Here is an 18,002-nt window from a genome sequence, read left to right as displayed (position 1 = left end):
GCTGATTATCCGCATCCTGAAAAGGAGCATCTTCTCCTCATCGAAACGCGCTACGGCGCAAAGCAATGAAGGATGAGGAAAATGAGCAGCAATTCCAACAAGGTAGCGATCGTCACAGGCGCATCGCGCGGTATCGGTGCGGCGATTGCCGAGCGTCTGGCTGAGGATGGCTTCACCGTCGTAATCAACTATTCCGGCAGCGAAGCCGCCGCAGAGGAACTCGCCCGCAAGATCGAGGGAAAGGGCGGCAAGGCGCTGACCGCGAAGGCCGATGTTTCCGATGTCGACGCCGTGCGCCGCATGTTCGACGCGGCGGAAGCTGCCTTTGGCGGCGTCGACGTGCTGATCAACAACGCCGGCATCATGCAGCTTGCCAAGATTGCCGATGCGGACGACGCCCATTTCGACCGTCACATCGCCATCAACCTCAAGGGCACGTTCAATACGCTGCGCGAAGCCGGCAAGCGTCTCCGCGACGGTGGCCGCATCGTCAACTTCTCGACCAGCGTCGTCGGGCTCAAGCTCGAATCCTATGGTGTCTATGCCGCAACGAAGGCCGCCGTCGAGACACTGACCGGCGTCATGTCGAAGGAGCTGCGCGGTCGCTCGATCACCGTCAATGCGGTCGCTCCCGGCCCGACGGCGACTGATCTCTTCCTCAACGGCAAGAGTGACGAGCTGATCGACCGCATGGCCAAGATGAACCCGCTGGAACGTCTCGGCACGCCGCAGGATATCGCCGCCGCCGTTTCCTTCCTCGTCGGCCCGGACGGCGGCTGGGTCAACGGTCAGACGCTGCGTGCCAATGGCGGCATGATCTGAGCCAATCGGGCGACAGAGCAATGCCTGCCGCCGGCCTCCGCCTCTCAATCAATCGTCAACAACAGCCAATTCAGCAAAGGAACAGGATCATGAGCAAGCAAATCATCGTCATCACCGGCGCATCGAGCGGCTTCGGCGCTCTGACGGCGCGCGCTCTCGCAAAGGCAGGCCACACGGTCTATGCCGGCATCCGCGAAACCCAGGGGCGCAATGCCGCGCAGGTGGCAGCCGCAGCGGCATTTGCCGCAGAGAACGACGTCGATCTGAGGACCGTTGAACTCGATGTCGCCTCGGACGCCTCCGTCGAAGCCGGCATTGCCGCCGTCATCGCCGAGCAGGGCCGTATCGACACCATCATACACAATGCCGGCCATATGTCCTTCGGCCCGGCAGAGGCCTTCACGCCGGAGCAGTTCGCCGAGCTTTACGACATCAACGTGCTCAGCACCCAGCGCGTCAATCGTGCCGTGCTGCCTTACATGCGCAAGGAAAGGAAGGGGCTGGTGGTTTGGGTCTCCTCGTCCAGCACACGCGGCGGCACGCCGCCCTATCTCTCGCCTTACTTCGCTGCCAAGGCCGCCATGGACTCGCTTGCCGTTTCCTATGCGTCCGAATTGACCCGCTGGGGCATCGAGACCGCTATCATCGTGCCCGGCGCCTTCACCAAGGGCACCAACCACTTTGCCCATTCCGGTTCGCCGGCCGACAAGGCCCGAGCCGCTGAATATGACAATGGCCCCTATGCCGGCGTTCCGGATCAGGCACTGAAGGGGCTTGCCGCGCTGGAGCCGGCGAACGCCGATGCGGCCTCCGTTGCTGTCGCGATCGTCGATATCGTTGATATGCCGTTTGGTTCGCGGCCGTTCCGTACCCATATAGATCCTTCAGAGGATGGTGCTGAGATCGTCAATGGCGTTGCCCACCGGGTCCGCGCAGAGCTCTTCCGGCGTATCGGTCTGGAAGATCTGCTGAAGCCGCACGCAAAGGCCTGATGCCAACAATCATCCTTCGAACGTGTCAAATCGCCGCTTCTGTGCCACAGAAGCGGCGATCTGTTGCGTGCATCAGGGCTATTTTGCGTTGTACGGCATTCCAAGCCTTAGATTTTCGTACTAAAGCGAATCCTTCAGAGGGTCGGAGATATCCATGGACGCGAAGGACATTGGCGAAATTGCCAGCTGGCTCATGCAGGCCGGCCTTAAGGGTATGGCGGAAGTCGATATCCTCTCCGGCTTCTGCGAGCAATGCCGTCAGCATGGCCTCAATCTCGATCGGGCTATGGCGCTGATGGACACGCTGCACCCGGTTTATGAAGGTCGCGCCTTCCGCTGGGATGGCAATCAGGTGATCGAACGCGAGTTCGAATATGGCCCGTCGCATCAGGGGATTGCCTCCGAGAACTGGCTGCGTTCTGCCTTCTATCACATGCTGACGACGGGCGGAGACGAGGTGCGCCGGCGCATCGGCTTCGGCGAGCCGACCGATTTCTTCGGCCTCGACAAGCTGAAAGAGGATGGCCACACCGACTACATCGCCATGGTGCATCGCTTCGAAGAGGGCGGCACGATCGGCGAGATGGACTGCTTTTATTCCAATTTCGCGACCGCAGCCGATGTGGGCTTCCCGGAAGAGGATCTGCGCGTGTTGCGCAAGCTGACGCCGGCGCTGGCCCTCGCAATCAAATGCACCGGCATGAGCCGCATCGCCCGCACCATTGCCGAGGTCTATCTCGGTGAGGATGCTGCGCGGCACGTCCTCGAAGGCAAGATCACCCGAGGCAAGACGGAGCGGATTTCGGCGGCCCTCTGGTTTTCCGATCTCGCCAACTACACCCGCATCTCGGATACCGCCGAGCCGGATGAAATCATTCCGATGCTGAATGCCTATGCCGATGCGGTCATCTCCTCGATCCATGAGGCAGGCGGCAACGTGCTGAAGCTGATCGGCGACGGCACGCTGGCGATCTTCAAGGCTCGGAATTCGGCCGATGCCTGCACCGCCGCGCTGATGGCGGAATCGCTGCTGCGCCAACGGCTGCGCGATCTCAATTCTCAGCGGCAGATCGAGGGCAGGCCCGTCACCGACGTCTACCTCGGCCTGCATATCGGCGATGTCTTCTATGGCAATATCGGCAGCATGGACCGGCTGGACTTCACCGTCATAGGCCCGGCCGTCAACGAGGTCAGCCGCATCGCCTCGATGTGCCGGTCGGCCGATCGCAACATTCTGATGTCGTCGAATTTTATCGAGGCACTGTCGGGCCAGCAGAGTAACGATCTCGTTTCCGTCGGGCGTTACGCGCTGCGTGGCGTCAAGCGGCCGCAGGAACTGTTCACGCTGCTCTCTTCGGCCGCCTGACCGTCTAAGCAACCGCGTTCAGCGGCGACCGGCGGCAAACATCGGGCCACCCTTGCTGGCGGGAAAGCCATAGCCGTTGATCATGACGAGATCGATATCGCTTGCGCGGGCGGCGACGCCTTCCGAAAGCAGTGCTTCGCCTTCGCTGGTCATGGCCTTCAGCAGGCGAGAGACGATCTCGCCTGCCGGGAAATGCTTCGGCGTGATGTTCTTTTCGGCGCGAGCGGTTTCGATGATGTCCGTCACCGCCGGATCGACGGTGCGCTTGCCATCGGGATAGGCATACCAGCCGAGGCCGGTCTTCTGGCCGAAGCGGCCGGCTTCGCAGAGCCGGTCCGGGATGACGACGTAGCGCTCAGCCGGATTACGGGTTGCCGCCTGCCGCTTGCGGCGCGCCCAGGCGATTTCCAGACCCGCCATGTCGAAGACGGCGAAAGGACCCATCGGAAAGCCGTAGGCTTCCAGGGCTGCATCGATCTCCTGCGGCGAGGCGCCGTCCTCGAGCATGTATTCGGCTTCGCGGCGATAGGCGGAGAAGATGCGGTTGCCGATGAAGCCTTCGGTGACGCCGGAGACGATCGGCAGCTTGCCGAGCCGCTTTGCCAGCGCAAGGGCGGTTGCCAGCACATCGGGTGCCGTCTGCTTGCAGTTCACCACTTCCAGCAGCCGCATGATATTGGCGGGTGAGAAGAAGTGCAGGCCGATGATGCGCTCAGGCAGTTTTGTGGCCGCGGCAATGGCATCAGGATCGAGATAGCTTGTATTGGTCGCAAGGATCGCGTCGATGCGGACGATGCCATCCAGGCGCTGGAAGAGTTCCGTCTTGACCGTGAGATCATCGAAGACGGCTTCGATGACGATATCGGCCTTTGCGAGCTCTTGAATCTCTGCCGTCACAGTCAGCCGACTAACGCGGTCCTCGCGGCCAGCCGCGTCGAGACGGCCGGATTGCACCGATTTGTCGAGCAGGCCGGTGATGCGCTCGCGGCCCTTGTCCGCCGCCTCGATGGTCTGCTCGATGCCGATAACGCGAAAGCCGCCGTTGAGCGCCGAAACGGCAATGCCCGATCCCATAAGGCCGGTGCCGACGATGCCGACGGTTTCGATCTTGCGTTCAGCAACTCCCTCCAGCCCTTCGACCTTGCCGGCGGCCCGTTCCGCGAAGAACACATGGCGCAAGGCTGCGGCCTCCTCGCTGTCGCGAAGCGCCAGGAAGGTGCGGCGTTCTTCGGCAAGTCCTTCCGAAAGCGAGGCGGTTGCCGCCAGGCGTACGAGACGGACGGCCTCGGCCGGTGCGCGCTGACCGCGCGCCTTGCGCAATGCGTCCGAGGCCGCCTTGTCGATGGCATCGGAAGTTTCCGGAGGAACAGTCAGCGATCCCGTGCGGCGCGTCGGTACGGCGATGGCGTCGGCAATGGCCTGAGCGATAAGTTCGCCCTTGGCAATACCGTCGACAATGCCGAGCTTCAGCGCTTCAGCCGACGATATGATGCGCGCATTGGCGATCATGTCGATGCCGGCGGCGATGCCGGTCAGGCGCGGCAGGCGCTGCGTGCCGCCAGCACCCGGCACGATACCGAGCTTGACTTCGGGAAGGCCGAGTTTTGCGGCGGGTGCTGCAACGCGGCGATGGCATGCGAGCGCCACTTCCAGGCCGCCGCCGAGCGCCACACCGTTGATCGCGGCGGCAACGGGTTTGGCAAAAGTTTCGATGCGGGCAATGACATCAGGCAGCAGCGGCTCGACCGGCGGCTTGCCGAATTCCTTGATGTCGGCGCCGCCGATGAAGCTGTTGCCCGCGCCCGTCAGCACGACGCCGGTGACATCCTCACTCTTCTCGGCATGCGCGAACGCAGCCATCAGGCCGCCTCTCACATCGGCGGAGAGCGCATTGACGGGCGCGTTGTCGATGGTGACGACGAGGATGCCATCGGCCAGCGTCGCCGAGATGGTGTCCGAAAAGCGCAGTGCCGACATGAGCTGATCCACCTGTCTGGAGCATTTTCGCTTTTATTCGAATCGCGAAAGCGCTCTATCTCTTTGTTTTTACGCATTCCGGACGAAAAACCGCTGCGCACTTTTCCTGGAAATGCTCTTGCATTATTCCGGGATGACGGCGGTTGCCTGGATCTCGATCTTGGCGCGATCTTCGACGAGGGCGACGACCTGCACGGCGGCCATGGCCGGGAAATGCCGGCCGATGATCTCGCGATAGGCTTGGCCGAGACCCTTCAGATTGCCGAGATATTCCTGTTTGTCGGTGAAATACCAGGTCATCGAGGTGATGTGCTTCGGCTCGGCGCCGCCCTCGGCAAGGATGGCGACGACATTCTTCAGCGTCTGGCGCACCTGTTCGACGAAATCGTCGCTTTCGAATTCGCAGGCGGCATTCCAGCCGATCTGACCGCCGACGAACACCGTGCGCCCCGTCGCCGCTACGCCATTGGCATAGCCGATCGGCTTGGCCCAGCCTTCAGGTTGCAGGATGGTGTGCATCGGTCGTCTCCAGATGAGAGGTCAGCGCGGCGCGGATATCCTCCGGCCATTCAAGGGATTTATGCGTATCGAGCGAGGTGGCGACGACGCGGTGTTTGGCGGTCCAAAGCACATGGCCATTCGCGGAGATCTGATGTTCCAGATCGAGCGAGGAACGGCCGACGCCGCGGACCGCAAGCAGGAATTCGAGATCGTCGCCCTGCAGGCCCGGCTTCACGAAGGTCAGATCGAGCCGCACGGTGGGGACACCGATGCGGCGGTCGTCGATCAGCTTTCGCCAGGAAAAGCCGAGCGAGGCGAAATAGTCCTCCAGCACCCCGACGAGGATGTTCAGATACGACGGGAAATAGGCGATCCCCGAGGGATCGCAATCTCCGAAGCGCAGCGGTCTGGTGGTTCTAAACGCCACGGCCGTCCTCAGTTCGAAAAGGCGGCGATGCCGGTGATGGCGCGGCCGAGAATGAGAGCGTGGATGTCGTGGGTTCCTTCGTAAGTGTTGACCACTTCGAGGTTGACGAGGTGGCGGGCGATGCCGAATTCATCCGAGATGCCGTTACCGCCGAGCATGTCGCGGGCGGCGCGGGCGATATCCAGCGCTTTGCCGCAGCTGTTGCGCTTGACGATCGAGGTCAGTTCCACCGGCGGATGGCCGTCTTCCTTCATGCGGCCGAGACGCAGGCAACCCTGCAGGCCGAGCGTGATCTCGGTCACCATGTCGGCGAGCTTCTTCTGGATCAATTGGTTGGCGGCAAGAGGACGGTCGAACTGCTTGCGATCGAGCACATATTGGCGCGCCTTGGCATAGCAATCCTCAGCCGCGCCGAGCGCGCCCCAGGCAATGCCGAAGCGCGCCGAGTTGAGGCAGGTGAACGGGCCTTTCAATCCGGAAACGTTCGGCAGCAGGTTTTCCTCAGGCACGAAGACATTCTCCATGACCACTTCGCCTGTGATCGAGGCCCGGAGGCCCACCTTGCCGTGGATCGCCGGCGCAGACAGTCCCTTCCAGCCCTTTTCAAGGATGAAGCCACGGATGAGGCCATCCTCGGTCTTTGCCCAGACGACGAAGACGTCGGCGATCGGCGCATTGGAGATCCAGGTCTTGGTACCGGTCAGGCTGTAGCCGCCATCGACCTTCTTTGCCCGCGATGCCATCGAGCCGGGGTCGGAGCCATGGTTCGGTTCGGTGAGGCCGAAGCAGCCGATCCACTCGCCGGTCGCAAGCTTCGGCAGATATTTCTGCTTCTGTGCTTCTGAGCCGAAAGTATCGATTGGCACCATGACAAGCGAGGACTGCACGCTCATCATCGAGCGATAGCCGCTGTCGACGCGTTCGACTTCACGGGCGATCAGGCCGTAGGCGACATAGCCAAGGCCGGCGCCGCCATATTCCGGCGCGATCGTCGGGCCAAGCAGGCCGAGTTCGCCCATTTCACGGAAGATCGTCGGATCTGTCTTTTCGTTGCGGAAGGCTTCGAGCACGCGCGGGCTGAGCTTCTCCTGCGCATAGGAATGCGCGGTATCCAGCACCATGCGTTCATCGTCGCTCAGCTGCTCGGTAAGCCGGAACGGATCGGCCCAGTCGAAAATCTCGCGGCTCATGCTCGTGTCTCCCATTAATTGGTCTTCAGAAGTTCGCGCGCAACGATGAGTTTCTGAACTTCCGTCGCACCTTCATAGATGCGAAGCGCGCGGATCTCCCGATAGAGTTTTTCCGTTATCTCGCCCGATTTCACGCCCCGCCCGCCAAAGAGCTGGACGGCGCGGTCGATGACGCTCTGCGCGGTTTCCGTCGCCGTCATCTTGGCCATGGCCGCCTCGCGCGTTGTCGGCAAGCGCTGCACGTCGCGACGCCAGGCTGCCCGGTAGGTGAGCAATGCCGCCGCGTCGATGCCGGTCGCCATATCGCCGAGGGCGGCCTGCGTCAACTGAAGGTCGGCAAGGGCAGCGCCGAACATCGGACGTGACCGCGCATGAGCAAGCGATTCATCGAGTGCACGGCGGGCAAAGCCGAGGCCGGCAGCGGCAACCGAGGCGCGGAAGATATCGAGCGTGCGCATGGCGATCTTGAAGCCTTCGCCGGGTGCGCCGAGACGACGCGATACGGGAATGCGGCAATTGTCGAAACGGATCGTCGCCAGCGGGTGCGGCGCGATCACCTCGATGCGTTCGGCAATCGAGAAGCCGGGGTCGTCTGCAAAGACGACGAAGGCCGAGATGCCGCGGGTTCCCGGCGCTTCGCCGGTGCGCGCGAAAACGGTGTAGACGTCGGCGATGCCGCCATTGGAAATCCAGGTCTTCTCGCCGTCGAGAACGTAATGATCGCCGTCGAGGCGGGCAGCGCAGCTCATCGCGGCGACGTCGGAGCCGGCATCCTTTTCCGACAGTGCGAAGGCGGCAAGCCATTCGCCGGAGCGTACCTTGGGCAGGACGCCCCAACGCAATTCGGGCGAGCCGGAGAGGCCGATGGCGCCGGTGCCGAGCCCCTGCATGGCAAAGGCGAAGTCGGCAAGGCCGTCATGCCAGGCCAGCGTTTCGCGGGCGAGGCAGACCATGCGGGAATCGATCAGCGGTTCGCTGTCGGAGGAGCCCGTCGCGGCGGTCAGAAGCCCGGCGTTGCCAAGTGCCTTGACCAGCTTTCGGCAAGCGCCATCGACGTCGGCATGATCGATCGAAGCCATGACGCCGGACTTTGCGAAGGCATCGACCTCGGCGGTGAAACGGTGATGACGCTCCTCAAAGAAGGGCCAATCCAGATGATCGCGTGTCGGGCCGGGGAGGCTGCTTGCCGTGGACATCCCTCAATCCCCCTCAAATTCCGGCCGACGCTTGGCCGCGAAGGCTTCGAAGGCGCGGCGGAAATCCTGCGTCGCCATGCAGATCGCCTGCGCCTGCGCTTCGGATTCGATCATTTCCTCAATGCCCATCGCCCATTCCTGGTTCAACATGGTCTTGGTCATGCCGTGGGCGAACCAGGGACCGTCGGCAAGCGAGCGAGCGAGCTTGACCGCTTCCTGCTCCAGATCGGCGCTGGCATGCAGGCCATTATAGAAGCCCCAGGCCTGTCCTTCCGTTGCCGTCATCGAACGGCCGGTAAAGAGAAGCTCGGCGGCGCGGCCTTGGCCGATGATGCGGGGCAGGATACCGCAAGCGCCCATATCGGCACCGGCAAGGCCGACGCGTGTAAAGAGGAAGGCCGTCTTGGCCTCAGGCGTTGCGAGCCGAAGATCGGAGGCCATGGCAAGGATGGCGCCGGCGCCGGCGCAGATGCCGTCGACCGCCGTGATGATCGGCTGCGGGCATTTGCGCATCGCTTTGACGAGATCGCCGGTCATGCGCGTGAAGGCCAGTAGCTCGGGCATCGCCATGCGCGTCAGCGGCTCGATGATCTCGAAGACATCGCCGCCGGACGAGAAGTTGCCGCCGGCGCCGGTCAGCACGATGGCGCGGATATCGGAGGCATAGGCGAGATCGCGGAAGAGGTCACGTAGCTCGGCATAGCTGTCGAAGGTCAGCGGATTCTTACGTTCCGGTCGGTTCAGACGGATGGTGGCAACACGGCCGTCTTCGCTGACATCCCAGAGGAAGTGCTCAGGCTTATAATCCTTGAAGGGCTTCAGGTGTCCCTTCATCGTCATGTCCCGATCGCTCATTCCTCAAATCTCCCCACCGGCAACCGCAATTGCCTGTCCATTGATCGATGCTGCGGCCGGCGAGGCCAGCCATATCACGGTATCGGCGACTTCTTCAGGCGTCACGAGCCGCCCCTGCGGATTGGATTTCGTGAACTCGCTGAGTGCCTGCTCGGCCGTGCGCCCGGTCTTGGCGACGATCGTCTCGATCGAGCGCTGGATGATAGGCGTGTCGGTGAAGCCGGGGCAGACGGCGTTGACGGTGATGCCGGTTTTTGCCAGTTCCAGCGCTAGCGAGCGGGTGAGGCCGACGACGCCATGCTTGGCGGCGACGTAGGCCGAGACGTAGCCATAGCCCTTCAGGCCGGCCGTCGAGGCGATGTTGATGATGCGCGCGCCGGAGCCGCGAGCCTTAAGATCTGAAAGGGCAGCCTGCGTCACTACGAAGACACCGGTTAGGTCGACCGAGAGGACATGGTTCCAGGCCTCCAGCGTCGTGTTCTCGAAGGAGGCGCTCGGTGCTTCTCCGGCATTGTTGACGAGGATATCGACCGGGCCGAACTCGTCGCGTGCCTTGGCGATGCCTTGGGCCACGGCGTCTGTGCTGGTGACATCGAAGCCGTCAACCACGAATGCCTGAGCGCCGATTTCGGCGGCAATCGCTTCCAGCGGCTCCCGGCGGCGACCGGCGAGACTGACGCGCGCGCCCTCGGCGGCGAGCGCCCTTGCGATCGCCGCACCGATGCCGCTGCCGGCTCCGGTGACGAGGGCGTGACGGCCAGCGAGTTTGCCCGAAGTCGTCATTCGATCCTCATTTCGCCGGGGCTGATGTGGCCGCTCGGGCGAGGTTGGTTTCATACTGAGTCTTGCCGGAAAGATATTGCTTCGGCCAGGGAATGGAAGTGAGCCCGATCTTGGCAGCTTCATGCAACGCCCAGGCTGGGTCGGCCAGATGCGGACGGGCAACGGCGCAGAGATCGGCACGGCCGGCGGCGATGATCGAATTGGCGTGATCAGCTTCCGAGATCGCGCCGACGGCAATCGTCGGGATGCCGATCTCGTTGCGGATCTTGTCGGAGAAGGGCGTCTGGAACAGGCGGCCATAAACCGGCTTTTCTTGCTTCGACACCTGGCCAGAGGAGCAGTCGATCAAGTCGGCGCCGGCCTCCTTGAACATGCGCGCGAAGATCGCAGCATCCTCTGGCGTGTTGCCGCGATCGGTCCAGTCATGGCAGGAGAGGCGGATCGAGATCGGCTTGTCTGCCGGCCAGATCGCGCGCATCGCCTTGAAGATCTCAAGGGGATAGCGGGCGCGGTTTTCGTGGCTGCCGCCATATTCGTCGTCGCGCAGATTGGTGAGCGGCGACAGGAAACTCGATAGCAGATAGCCATGGGCGCAATGCAGTTCCAGCCAATCGGCGCCGGTCTCAATCGCCAGTTCGGTCGAGCGGATGAAGTCGGCCTTGACGCGGTCCATATCGGCGCGGTCCATGGCCTTCGGCACCTGGCTGTTCTTGAGGTAGGGAACTGATGACGCCGAGATCAGCGGCCAGTCGCCTTCGGCCAGAGGCTGGTCGATGCCTTCCCACGCGAGCTTCGTCGCGCCCTTGCGGCCGGCATGGCCGATCTGGATGCCGACCTTGGCGGCGCTGTTCATGTGAACGAAATCGACGAGGCGCTTCCATTGCGTCACCTGCTTCTCGTTCCAGAGGCCGAGGCAGCCGGGGGTGATGCGCGCATCGGGCGTGACGCAGGTCATTTCGGCAAAGATCAGACCTGCGCCGCCAAGTGCGCGTGAGCCGAGATGGACGATATGAAAATCGTTCATCACGCCGTCTTCAGCCGAGTACATCGCCATCGGCGACATGACGATGCGATTGACGAGCTGGACATCGCGCAGCCGATAGGGCGTGAACATCGGTGGCAGGCAGCGGTCGTTGGCGACCTCAAGGCCTGATTTACCGGCGAACCAGCGCTCATAGCCTTCAAGCCAGGTCTTGTCGCGCAGCCGCAGATTTTCGTGGCTGATGCGCTGCGAGCGGGTCAGCATCGAATACATGAATTGCGGCGCTTCGAGCGTATCGGCATAGCGGCGTCCGACGACCTCAAACCATTCCATCGCATTGCGGGCGGCATTCTGGATGCGGGCGACGTCGACGCGGCGGATTTCCTCGTAGGTTTCGAGAACGGCCGGTATCCTGTCCTTCTCGTGCCCGTGGATCTGGAACTGCCGGGTCAGCTCGATGGCGTCATCGATCGCGAGCTTGGTGCCCGAGCCGATGGCGAAATGGGCGGTGTGAGCGGCGTCGCCCATCAGCACGACATGTGAGTTGCCGTTGAAGTGGCTCCATTTGCCGCAGATCAGGCGGTTGAAGTTCAGCCAGGCCGAGCCGCGGATGTGGCGGGCATTGGTCATCAACGAGGCGCCGTCGAGCACTTCGGAGAAGAGGTTTTCGCAGAAGGCGATGGAGCCGTCCTGATCGATCTTGTCGAGGCCGTGGCCCAGATAGGCTTCCTCGGTGGTTTCGACGATGAAGGTCGAGGTCTTGTCGTCGAACTTGTAGATATGCGACTGGAACCAGCCGTGATCGGTGCGGCGGAAATCGAAGGTGAAGGCGTCGAAAAGCTTGTTCGTGCCGAGCCAGATGTAGCGGTTCGGCCGGGTGATCATATCCGGCTGGAAGACTTCCGGATAATGATTGCGGATCTTGGAGTTGAGGCCGTCCGAACCGATGATGAGATCGGCGTCCGGATAATCGAGATCGGAATTGACGTCCGTCTCGAAGATCAGCTCGACGTCCAGCGCCTCGCAGCGCTTCTGCAAGATATTCAGCAGCTTCTTGCGACCGATGCCGACGAAGCCATGGCCCGAGGTGCGCTGGCGCGTGCCCTTGAACAGGACTTCGATATCGTCCCAGTGATTGAAGGCATCCTCGATTTCGGCGGCACTTTCCGGGTCCCACTCGCGCATGGAAACCATGGTCGCGTCGGAGAAGACGACGCCCCAGCCGAAGGTATCATAGGGACGGTTGCGCTCGACGACACGGATCGAATGTTCGGGATGGAGCTTCTTCATCAGAAGCGCGAAGTAGAGCCCTGCGGGGCCGCCGCCGATACAGACGATGCGCATCGCCTTTCCCTCCTCTTCAGGCCGAAGCCGACCTCAAAATCATTTGAACTTAAAATATCTTGTCGGCGTCGTTCGTCAAGACTTTTCCTGCTCGAATGTGCGATCCATTAGCGATTGCGATAGCACTGAATCCGGAGATAATCTTTTTAAATCAAAGAGAAGTCAAAAATATTTTAGGCTTAAAATTTCTTGCTTGAACATTTCGTTCTTCGGTGCGATCTTTTTTGCAAAGCCACATGTGCTGCAGGGGAAACGGCGATGGTGGCGATTTGAGCGAGAAGAATGTGGGAGCAAGGCAATGCTGGGACCGACCGGTCATACCGATACATTCACGCGAGACAATCTGCCGCCTTTCGACGAATGGCCCGAGCTGTTGATGGACGGTTTCGACTATCCTGAATGGCTGAATGCCGGTTTCGAGCTCAGCGACCGCATGGTGGAAAAAGGCTTTGGCGACAACGTGGCGCTCATCGGCAATGGCCGCCGCCGCACCTATAAGGAGCTGGCGGACTGGACCAATCGCATCGCTCATGCGCTTGTCGAGAATTTCAGCGTCAAGCCCGGCAATCGCATCCTCATCCGCTCCGGTAACAACCCCGCCATGATCGCCTGCTGGCTGGCCGTGACCAAGGTTGGCGCCGTTGCCGTCAACACCATGCCGATGCTGCGGGCGGGCGAGCTTTCCAAGGTCATCGACAAGGCGGAAATCTCGCTGGCGCTTTGCGATACGCGGCTATTGGAGGAGCTTGTCGCGGCGGCCAAGGACAGCCGCTTCCTCAAGCAGGTGATCGGCTTCGACGGCACCGCCAATCACGATGCCGAGCTCGATCGTATCGCGCTCAACAAGCCCGTTCGCTTCGAGTCGGTGAAAACCGGTAGAGACGATGTGGCGCTGCTCGGCTTCACCTCGGGCTCGACGGGCGTGCCGAAGGCCACCATGCATTTCCATCGCGATATCCTGATTATCGCCGATGCCTATGCCAAGGAAGTGCTGCAAGTGACGTCCGACGACGTCTTCATCGGCTCGCCACCGATCGCCTTCACCTTCGGGCTTGGCGGCCTCGTGGTCTTCCCCTTGCGCTTCGGGGCGTCGACGGCCCTGCTCGAAAACGCCTCGCCGAAAAACATGGTCGAGATCATCCAGGAGTATGGCGCGACGATCAGCTTCACCGCACCAACAGCCTATCGCGCCATGCTGGCGGCGATGGAGGAGGGGGCGGATCTTTCCTCGCTGCGCATTGCTGTTTCCGCCGGCGAGACGCTACCGGGACCGATCTTCGAGGAGTGGACGCGCAAGACCGGCAAGCCGATCCTCGATGGCATCGGTTCGACCGAGCTGCTGCATATCTTCATTTCCAATCGTCTTTCCGATGCCAAGCCGAACTGCACCGGCAAACCGCTGAGCGGTTATCAAGCGCGCGTCGTCGATGACGAGATGAACGAGTTGCCGCGCGGCACGATCGGCAAGCTGGTGGTTCGCGGGCCAATCGGCTGCCGCTACCTCGCCGATCACAGGCAGGCGGATTATGTCCGCGATGGCTGGAACCTGACGGGGGACAGCTTCATCGAGGACGAGGAGGGCTATTTCCATTTCGCCGCCCGTTCCGACGACATCATTCTTTCGGCTGGCTACAATATTGCGGGGCCGGAGGTGGAGGCAGCGCTTCTATCGCATGCCGATGTGCTTGAATGTGCCGTGATCGGCAAGCCGGACGAAGAGAGAGGCCATATCGTTCAGGCGCATGTGGTGCTGGTGGCCGGCGTTACCGGATCGGATCTGCTGGTCAAGGCGCTGCAGGAGCATGTAAAGGCTGTCATCGCGCCTTATAAATATCCCCGTTCCATCGTCTTCGTTGAGGCTCTGCCGAAGACGGAATCGGGCAAGATACAGCGTTTCCGCCTGCGCAACTGAACGCCCGGGTGCCTATCAGGCAGCGTTTTCCTGCTCCGGCTCACGGGTCAGCCAGTGCGGATCGATTTCCGGCAAGGGAATCGCATCGAGCAGCATGCGCGTGTAGGCTGACGTGGGTGCGGTAAAGACGCGCTCGCAATCGCCTCCCTCCTCGACGCGGCCGTGGCGCAGGACGTAGACCCGATCGCAGACGGCGCGGATGACCGAGAGATCATGGCTGATGAAAGCCATGGAGAGGCCGAGATCGCGCGAAAGATCCTTTAGAAGATTGAGAACCTGCGCCTGTGTCGACACATCAAGGCCGGAGACGATCTCGTCGGCCAGCACGAAATCCGGCTTCAGCAGGGCCGCCCGTGCAATGCCGATGCGCTGGCGCTGGCCACCGGAAAGCTCATGCGGATTGCGGTCGAGGCAGGCCTGCGGCAGCGTCACCCGCTCGAGGATTTCAGCGACGTGACGTTCAGCCTCTTTCCGGTCCGAAGCAAGCCTATGCAGGAGCAGCGGCTCGACGAGGATGCGACGGATCGTGTGGCGCGGATTGAGCGAGGCCATCGGGTCCTGAAAGATCATCTGCATGCGCCGACGCAATGGCCGCATGTCGGCATCCGGCAGGTGGGTAATGTCCCTGCCATCGAAATGGATGCTGCCCGCGGTTACGTCGACCAGCCGCAGCAGGGCGCGGCCGAGAGTCGTCTTGCCCGAGCCGCTTTCGCCGACAATGCCGATGGTCTCTCCACGGCTGATATCGATATCGACGCCGTGCAGCACCTTGATGCCCAAGCCCGGCGGTCCGAAAAGATGCTGCTTGGCGCCATAGGTGACCTCGATGCCTCTGGCCGACAGGAGAGTATCGGAAACGCTCATTGGCCGCCCTCCGGAATGCCGATTTCGCGGCGCAATTGTTCGAAGACCGCTTGCGGAACCGGTGTCAGCCCGGCATCCGGCCGGTCGTAACGCGGCCCGGCCGATATCAACGACTTCGTGTAGATATGCCGGGGATGCGTCAGCACGTCGCTTGTGCGCCCGTCTTCGATCACCTTGCCGGCGTAAAGCAAGGTCACGCTGTCGCAGATCTGGGCGACGACGCCGAGATCGTGCGTGACGAAGATGACCGCAGTGCCATGCGCCTCCTGCAGGCCGCGGATCAGCCGCAGGATCTGCTTCTGCACGGTGACGTCGAGCGCCGTGGTCGGCTCGTCAGCAACGACCAGCTTCGGCTCCAGCGCGAAGGCGGCGGCGATCAGGATGCGCTGGCGCATGCCGCCGGATAATTCATGGGGATAGGCGCGCAACACGCGCTCGGGATCGCGGATCTGCACCTCCTCCAGCAGCTTCAGTGCGCGCTGGCGAGCATCGCTTGAGGACATGCCTCTTTTCAGCCGCAGGCCGTCGGTCAGTTGCGCTTCGATGCGACGGCCGGGGTTGAGCGCGGTTTGCGGGTCCTGCGGGATGAGCGAGATTTCGCTACCCATGATATCTCGCAATTCCCTCGCGGAAAGCTTGAGGAGATCGCGGTTCTCGAAAAGGATGGAGCCGCCGGTGATGCGGACGCTGCGTGGCAGGATGCCGAGCAGCGCCTTGGCGATGGTCGATTTTCCGGCGCCGCTTTCGCCGACGAGCCCGCGCACCTCGCCGCGTTCCAGTGTCAGAGAAACATCGCGCAGGATCGGGGCGCCGCCGTCGCGGTCGGATATGGCGCTGAGGCCTGTTATGGAGAGAAGCGGAGATATCATCGGCGCATCACCGGATCGAGGGCGCGGCGCAGGCCGTCACCGAGTTGATTGAAGGCAAGCACCGTCGCGAAGAGCGCGATCAGCGGCACGACCAGCACCCACCAGCCCTGATAGATCATCTGCCGTCCCTCGGCGATCATGCCGCCCCAGGTCGGCGTGTCGGAGGAGACCGACAGTCCGACGAAGGACAGGATGGCTTCGACGATGACGGCAATGCCCATCTCGAGGCTGACGAGTGCGATCAGCACCGGCGTCACATTGGGCAGGATTTCGCTGAAGAGGATTCGCATCCGCGAGAAGCCGATGGTGTGGGCGGCGGTGACATAATCCATCCGCGCCTGGGCCTGCGTTTCCGAGCGCACGACGCGACAGAAGCGGGTCCAGTCGATGATGACGATGGCTGATATGACCGAATGCACGCCGGAGCCGAAGACGGCGACCAGCAGGATCGACAGCAACACCGGCGGGAAGGCCATCCAGATATCGACGAGGCGGGAGATCACCTTGTCGATCCAGCCGCCGTACCAGCCGGCGAGGAGGCCGAGCAGCGTGCCGATGAAGGCCGCGAGCCCGGCTGCGACGAAGGCGACCGTCAGAGCAATGCGGGTGCCGAAGATCACGCGGGAGAGCACGTCGCGGCCGAGATCGTCGGTGCCGAGCAGAAAGCCGGGATCGGAGCCCTCGATCCATGCCGGCGGCAGGGTACCGGACATCAGATCCTGCTCCAGCGGGTCCTTCGGCGCGATATAGGGCGCGAAGATCGCAAGGATGAGGAGGATGAGAATGAAGCCGCCGCCGAAGATCACCTTCGGCTCCGAAAGCAGCGCGCGGACGCGTTTCGCCAGCCTCGATGGTGGTTGCGGTATGGCGGGCGAGGTGACGTCAGCCATGGGCGAGCCTCGGATTGAAGGCCGCGACCAGCAAATCCACAGCCAGATTGACCAAAATAAAGAGAGCGCCGAAGACCAGCACCAGCCCCTGGATCAGCGGCAGGTCGCGGTTGATGACGGCGTCGATCGCCATGTTGCCGATGCCGGGATAGGCGAAGATGCGCTCGACGATGACGGTGCCGCCGATCAGGAAGGTGAATTGCACGCCGGTCAGCGCGATCGTCGGGCCGACGGCATTGCGCAGCGCCTCCTGCAGCACGAGCCGCAACTCGGACATGCCCTTGAGCTTGGCGAGCAGGACATAGTCCTGCACCATGGCCTCGGAGAGCGCTGCCTTCAGCACGCGGGCGATGATGGCGGCGAGCGGCAGGCCAAGCGCCAGGACCGGCATGACCATATGCGCGCAGATATCGGCGAAGATCGCAAGGCGAAGCGTCACGAGGCTTTCGATGAGATAGAAGGGGGTCGCAAGCTGCGCGTCGATGCTCGGATCAATGCGGCCGGAAAGCGGGAAGAGCGGAAAGAGGACGCCGAGGACGAGGACCAGCGCCAAGGCCCAGACGAAATCCGGAACCGCCAGGAAAAGGCCGTTCAAGCTATCGATCACGGGCTCGAAGATCGTGCGACGGGCAAGCGTACCGATGATCGCGACTGCGCCGCCGAGAAGAACCGCCAGCATCAGCGCGGCAAAGGCGAGCTCCAGTGTCGCGGGGAGGCGCTCTCCCAGCAAGGACAGTACATCGCGCTTCAGGGAGATCGATGTCCCGAAGTCGCCTATCAGAACCGATTTTAGCCAGAGCCAGAATTGCGTGGTCAGGCTCGCATCGAGGCCGTAATGGGCACGGAGTGCGGCGATGTCGGCAGGGCTTGCGCCCGGCGAGATCATCATCGCGATCGGATCTCCGGGTACGACGCGCAGCAGGACGAAGACGATCACCGCCACGCCGAAGAGCGTAATGGCGGCCATGACGAGGCGGTTCAATATGGAGACTGCTATCATTCGTTATGAGTTCCGATGGCATGTATTGACTG

16 protein-coding genes are annotated in these 18,002 nt (G+C 62.2%); 4 read left to right on the top strand and 12 right to left on the bottom strand.

Annotated features, from left to right (window positions below):
* The first annotated feature begins 81 nt into the window (after positions 1 to 81).
* The 3 genes from GA0061103_RS14375 to GA0061103_RS14365 all read left to right on the top strand — a co-directional run bounded on the left by GA0061103_RS14375 (position 82) and on the right by GA0061103_RS14365 (position 3,180).
* Entirely contained in the window at positions 82 to 822 is a 741-nt protein-coding gene (locus GA0061103_RS14375; protein WP_092712188.1) for an SDR family oxidoreductase, read from the top strand.
* Positions 823 to 911: 89 nt separating this feature from the next.
* Positions 912 to 1,814, top strand: coding sequence for an SDR family oxidoreductase (locus GA0061103_RS14370; protein WP_092712186.1), 903 nt, complete (start codon positions 912 to 914; stop codon positions 1,812 to 1,814).
* Between the two features lie 154 nt (positions 1,815 to 1,968).
* A complete protein-coding gene (locus GA0061103_RS14365; protein WP_092712184.1) occupies positions 1,969 to 3,180 on the top strand; it encodes an adenylate/guanylate cyclase domain-containing protein in 1,212 nt (403 codons plus the stop codon).
* Between the two features lie 18 nt (positions 3,181 to 3,198).
* Here GA0061103_RS14365 and GA0061103_RS14360 read toward each other — a convergent pair whose 3' ends face one another.
* The 8 genes from GA0061103_RS14360 to GA0061103_RS14325 form a co-directional block, all read right to left on the bottom strand.
* The gene (locus GA0061103_RS14360) at positions 3,199 to 5,157 is read right to left on the bottom strand and encodes a 3-hydroxyacyl-CoA dehydrogenase NAD-binding domain-containing protein (protein ID WP_092712182.1); all 1,959 of its coding nucleotides are present in this window, start codon (positions 5,155 to 5,157) and stop codon (positions 3,199 to 3,201) included.
* A 123-nt stretch (positions 5,158 to 5,280) separates the two neighbouring features.
* Positions 5,281 to 5,676, bottom strand: coding sequence for a RidA family protein (locus tag GA0061103_RS14355; RefSeq protein WP_075851502.1), 396 nt, complete (start codon positions 5,674 to 5,676; stop codon positions 5,281 to 5,283).
* Positions 5,654 to 6,085, bottom strand: coding sequence for an acyl-CoA thioesterase (locus tag GA0061103_RS14350; protein WP_092712180.1), 432 nt, complete (start codon positions 6,083 to 6,085; stop codon positions 5,654 to 5,656). The genes GA0061103_RS14355 and GA0061103_RS14350 overlap by 23 nt, the downstream gene beginning before the upstream one ends.
* An 8-nt stretch (positions 6,086 to 6,093) precedes the next feature.
* Positions 6,094 to 7,275 carry an acyl-CoA dehydrogenase gene (locus GA0061103_RS14345; RefSeq protein WP_077469569.1) on the bottom strand — a complete coding sequence of 394 codons (1,182 nt, stop codon included), beginning with the start codon at positions 7,273 to 7,275 and terminating at the stop codon, positions 6,094 to 6,096.
* Between the two features lie 14 nt (positions 7,276 to 7,289).
* Complete coding sequence (locus GA0061103_RS14340) at positions 7,290 to 8,471, bottom strand: acyl-CoA dehydrogenase family protein (RefSeq protein WP_092712178.1); 1,182 nt, start codon at positions 8,469 to 8,471, stop codon at positions 7,290 to 7,292.
* A 3-nt stretch (positions 8,472 to 8,474) separates the two neighbouring features.
* Complete coding sequence (locus tag GA0061103_RS14335) at positions 8,475 to 9,326, bottom strand: enoyl-CoA hydratase family protein (RefSeq protein ID WP_092712176.1); 852 nt, start codon at positions 9,324 to 9,326, stop codon at positions 8,475 to 8,477.
* 3 nt (positions 9,327 to 9,329) lie between these two features.
* The gene (locus GA0061103_RS14330) at positions 9,330 to 10,109 is read right to left on the bottom strand and encodes an SDR family NAD(P)-dependent oxidoreductase (RefSeq protein WP_092712175.1); all 780 of its coding nucleotides are present in this window, start codon (positions 10,107 to 10,109) and stop codon (positions 9,330 to 9,332) included.
* Positions 10,110 to 10,116: 7 nt separating this feature from the next.
* Positions 10,117 to 12,435: a bifunctional salicylyl-CoA 5-hydroxylase/oxidoreductase gene (locus GA0061103_RS14325; protein ID WP_092712173.1), complete on the bottom strand. Its 2,319-nt coding sequence runs from the start codon at positions 12,433 to 12,435 to the stop codon at positions 10,117 to 10,119.
* A gap of 298 nt (positions 12,436 to 12,733) precedes the next feature.
* Here GA0061103_RS14325 and GA0061103_RS14320 point away from each other — a divergent pair, with 298 nt between their 5' ends.
* Complete coding sequence (locus tag GA0061103_RS14320; protein ID WP_092712171.1) at positions 12,734 to 14,347, top strand: AMP-binding protein; 1,614 nt, start codon at positions 12,734 to 12,736, stop codon at positions 14,345 to 14,347.
* Positions 14,348 to 14,362: 15 nt separating this feature from the next.
* Here GA0061103_RS14320 and GA0061103_RS14315 read toward each other — a convergent pair whose 3' ends face one another.
* The 4 genes from GA0061103_RS14315 to GA0061103_RS14300 are packed head-to-tail and all read right to left on the bottom strand — an operon-like array spanning position 14,363 to position 17,970.
* Entirely contained in the window at positions 14,363 to 15,211 is an 849-nt protein-coding gene (locus GA0061103_RS14315) for an ATP-binding cassette domain-containing protein (RefSeq protein WP_092712169.1), read from the bottom strand.
* Complete coding sequence (locus tag GA0061103_RS14310; protein WP_092712167.1) at positions 15,208 to 16,080, bottom strand: ABC transporter ATP-binding protein; 873 nt, start codon at positions 16,078 to 16,080, stop codon at positions 15,208 to 15,210. The genes GA0061103_RS14315 and GA0061103_RS14310 overlap by 4 nt, the downstream gene beginning before the upstream one ends.
* Positions 16,077 to 16,970 carry an ABC transporter permease gene (locus tag GA0061103_RS14305; RefSeq protein ID WP_092712164.1) on the bottom strand — a complete coding sequence of 298 codons (894 nt, stop codon included), beginning with the start codon at positions 16,968 to 16,970 and terminating at the stop codon, positions 16,077 to 16,079. The genes GA0061103_RS14310 and GA0061103_RS14305 overlap by 4 nt, the downstream gene beginning before the upstream one ends.
* Positions 16,963 to 17,970: an ABC transporter permease gene (locus tag GA0061103_RS14300; RefSeq protein ID WP_092712163.1), complete on the bottom strand. Its 1,008-nt coding sequence runs from the start codon at positions 17,968 to 17,970 to the stop codon at positions 16,963 to 16,965. The genes GA0061103_RS14305 and GA0061103_RS14300 overlap by 8 nt, the downstream gene beginning before the upstream one ends.
* Positions 17,971 to 18,002: the final 32 nt, after the last annotated feature.

This window comes from Martinezella multihospitum (assembly GCF_900094585.1).
In the GTDB taxonomy this organism is placed as follows: domain Bacteria; phylum Pseudomonadota; class Alphaproteobacteria; order Rhizobiales; family Rhizobiaceae; genus Rhizobium; species Rhizobium multihospitium.
This window is presented reverse-complemented; position numbering and strand designations above follow the sequence as displayed.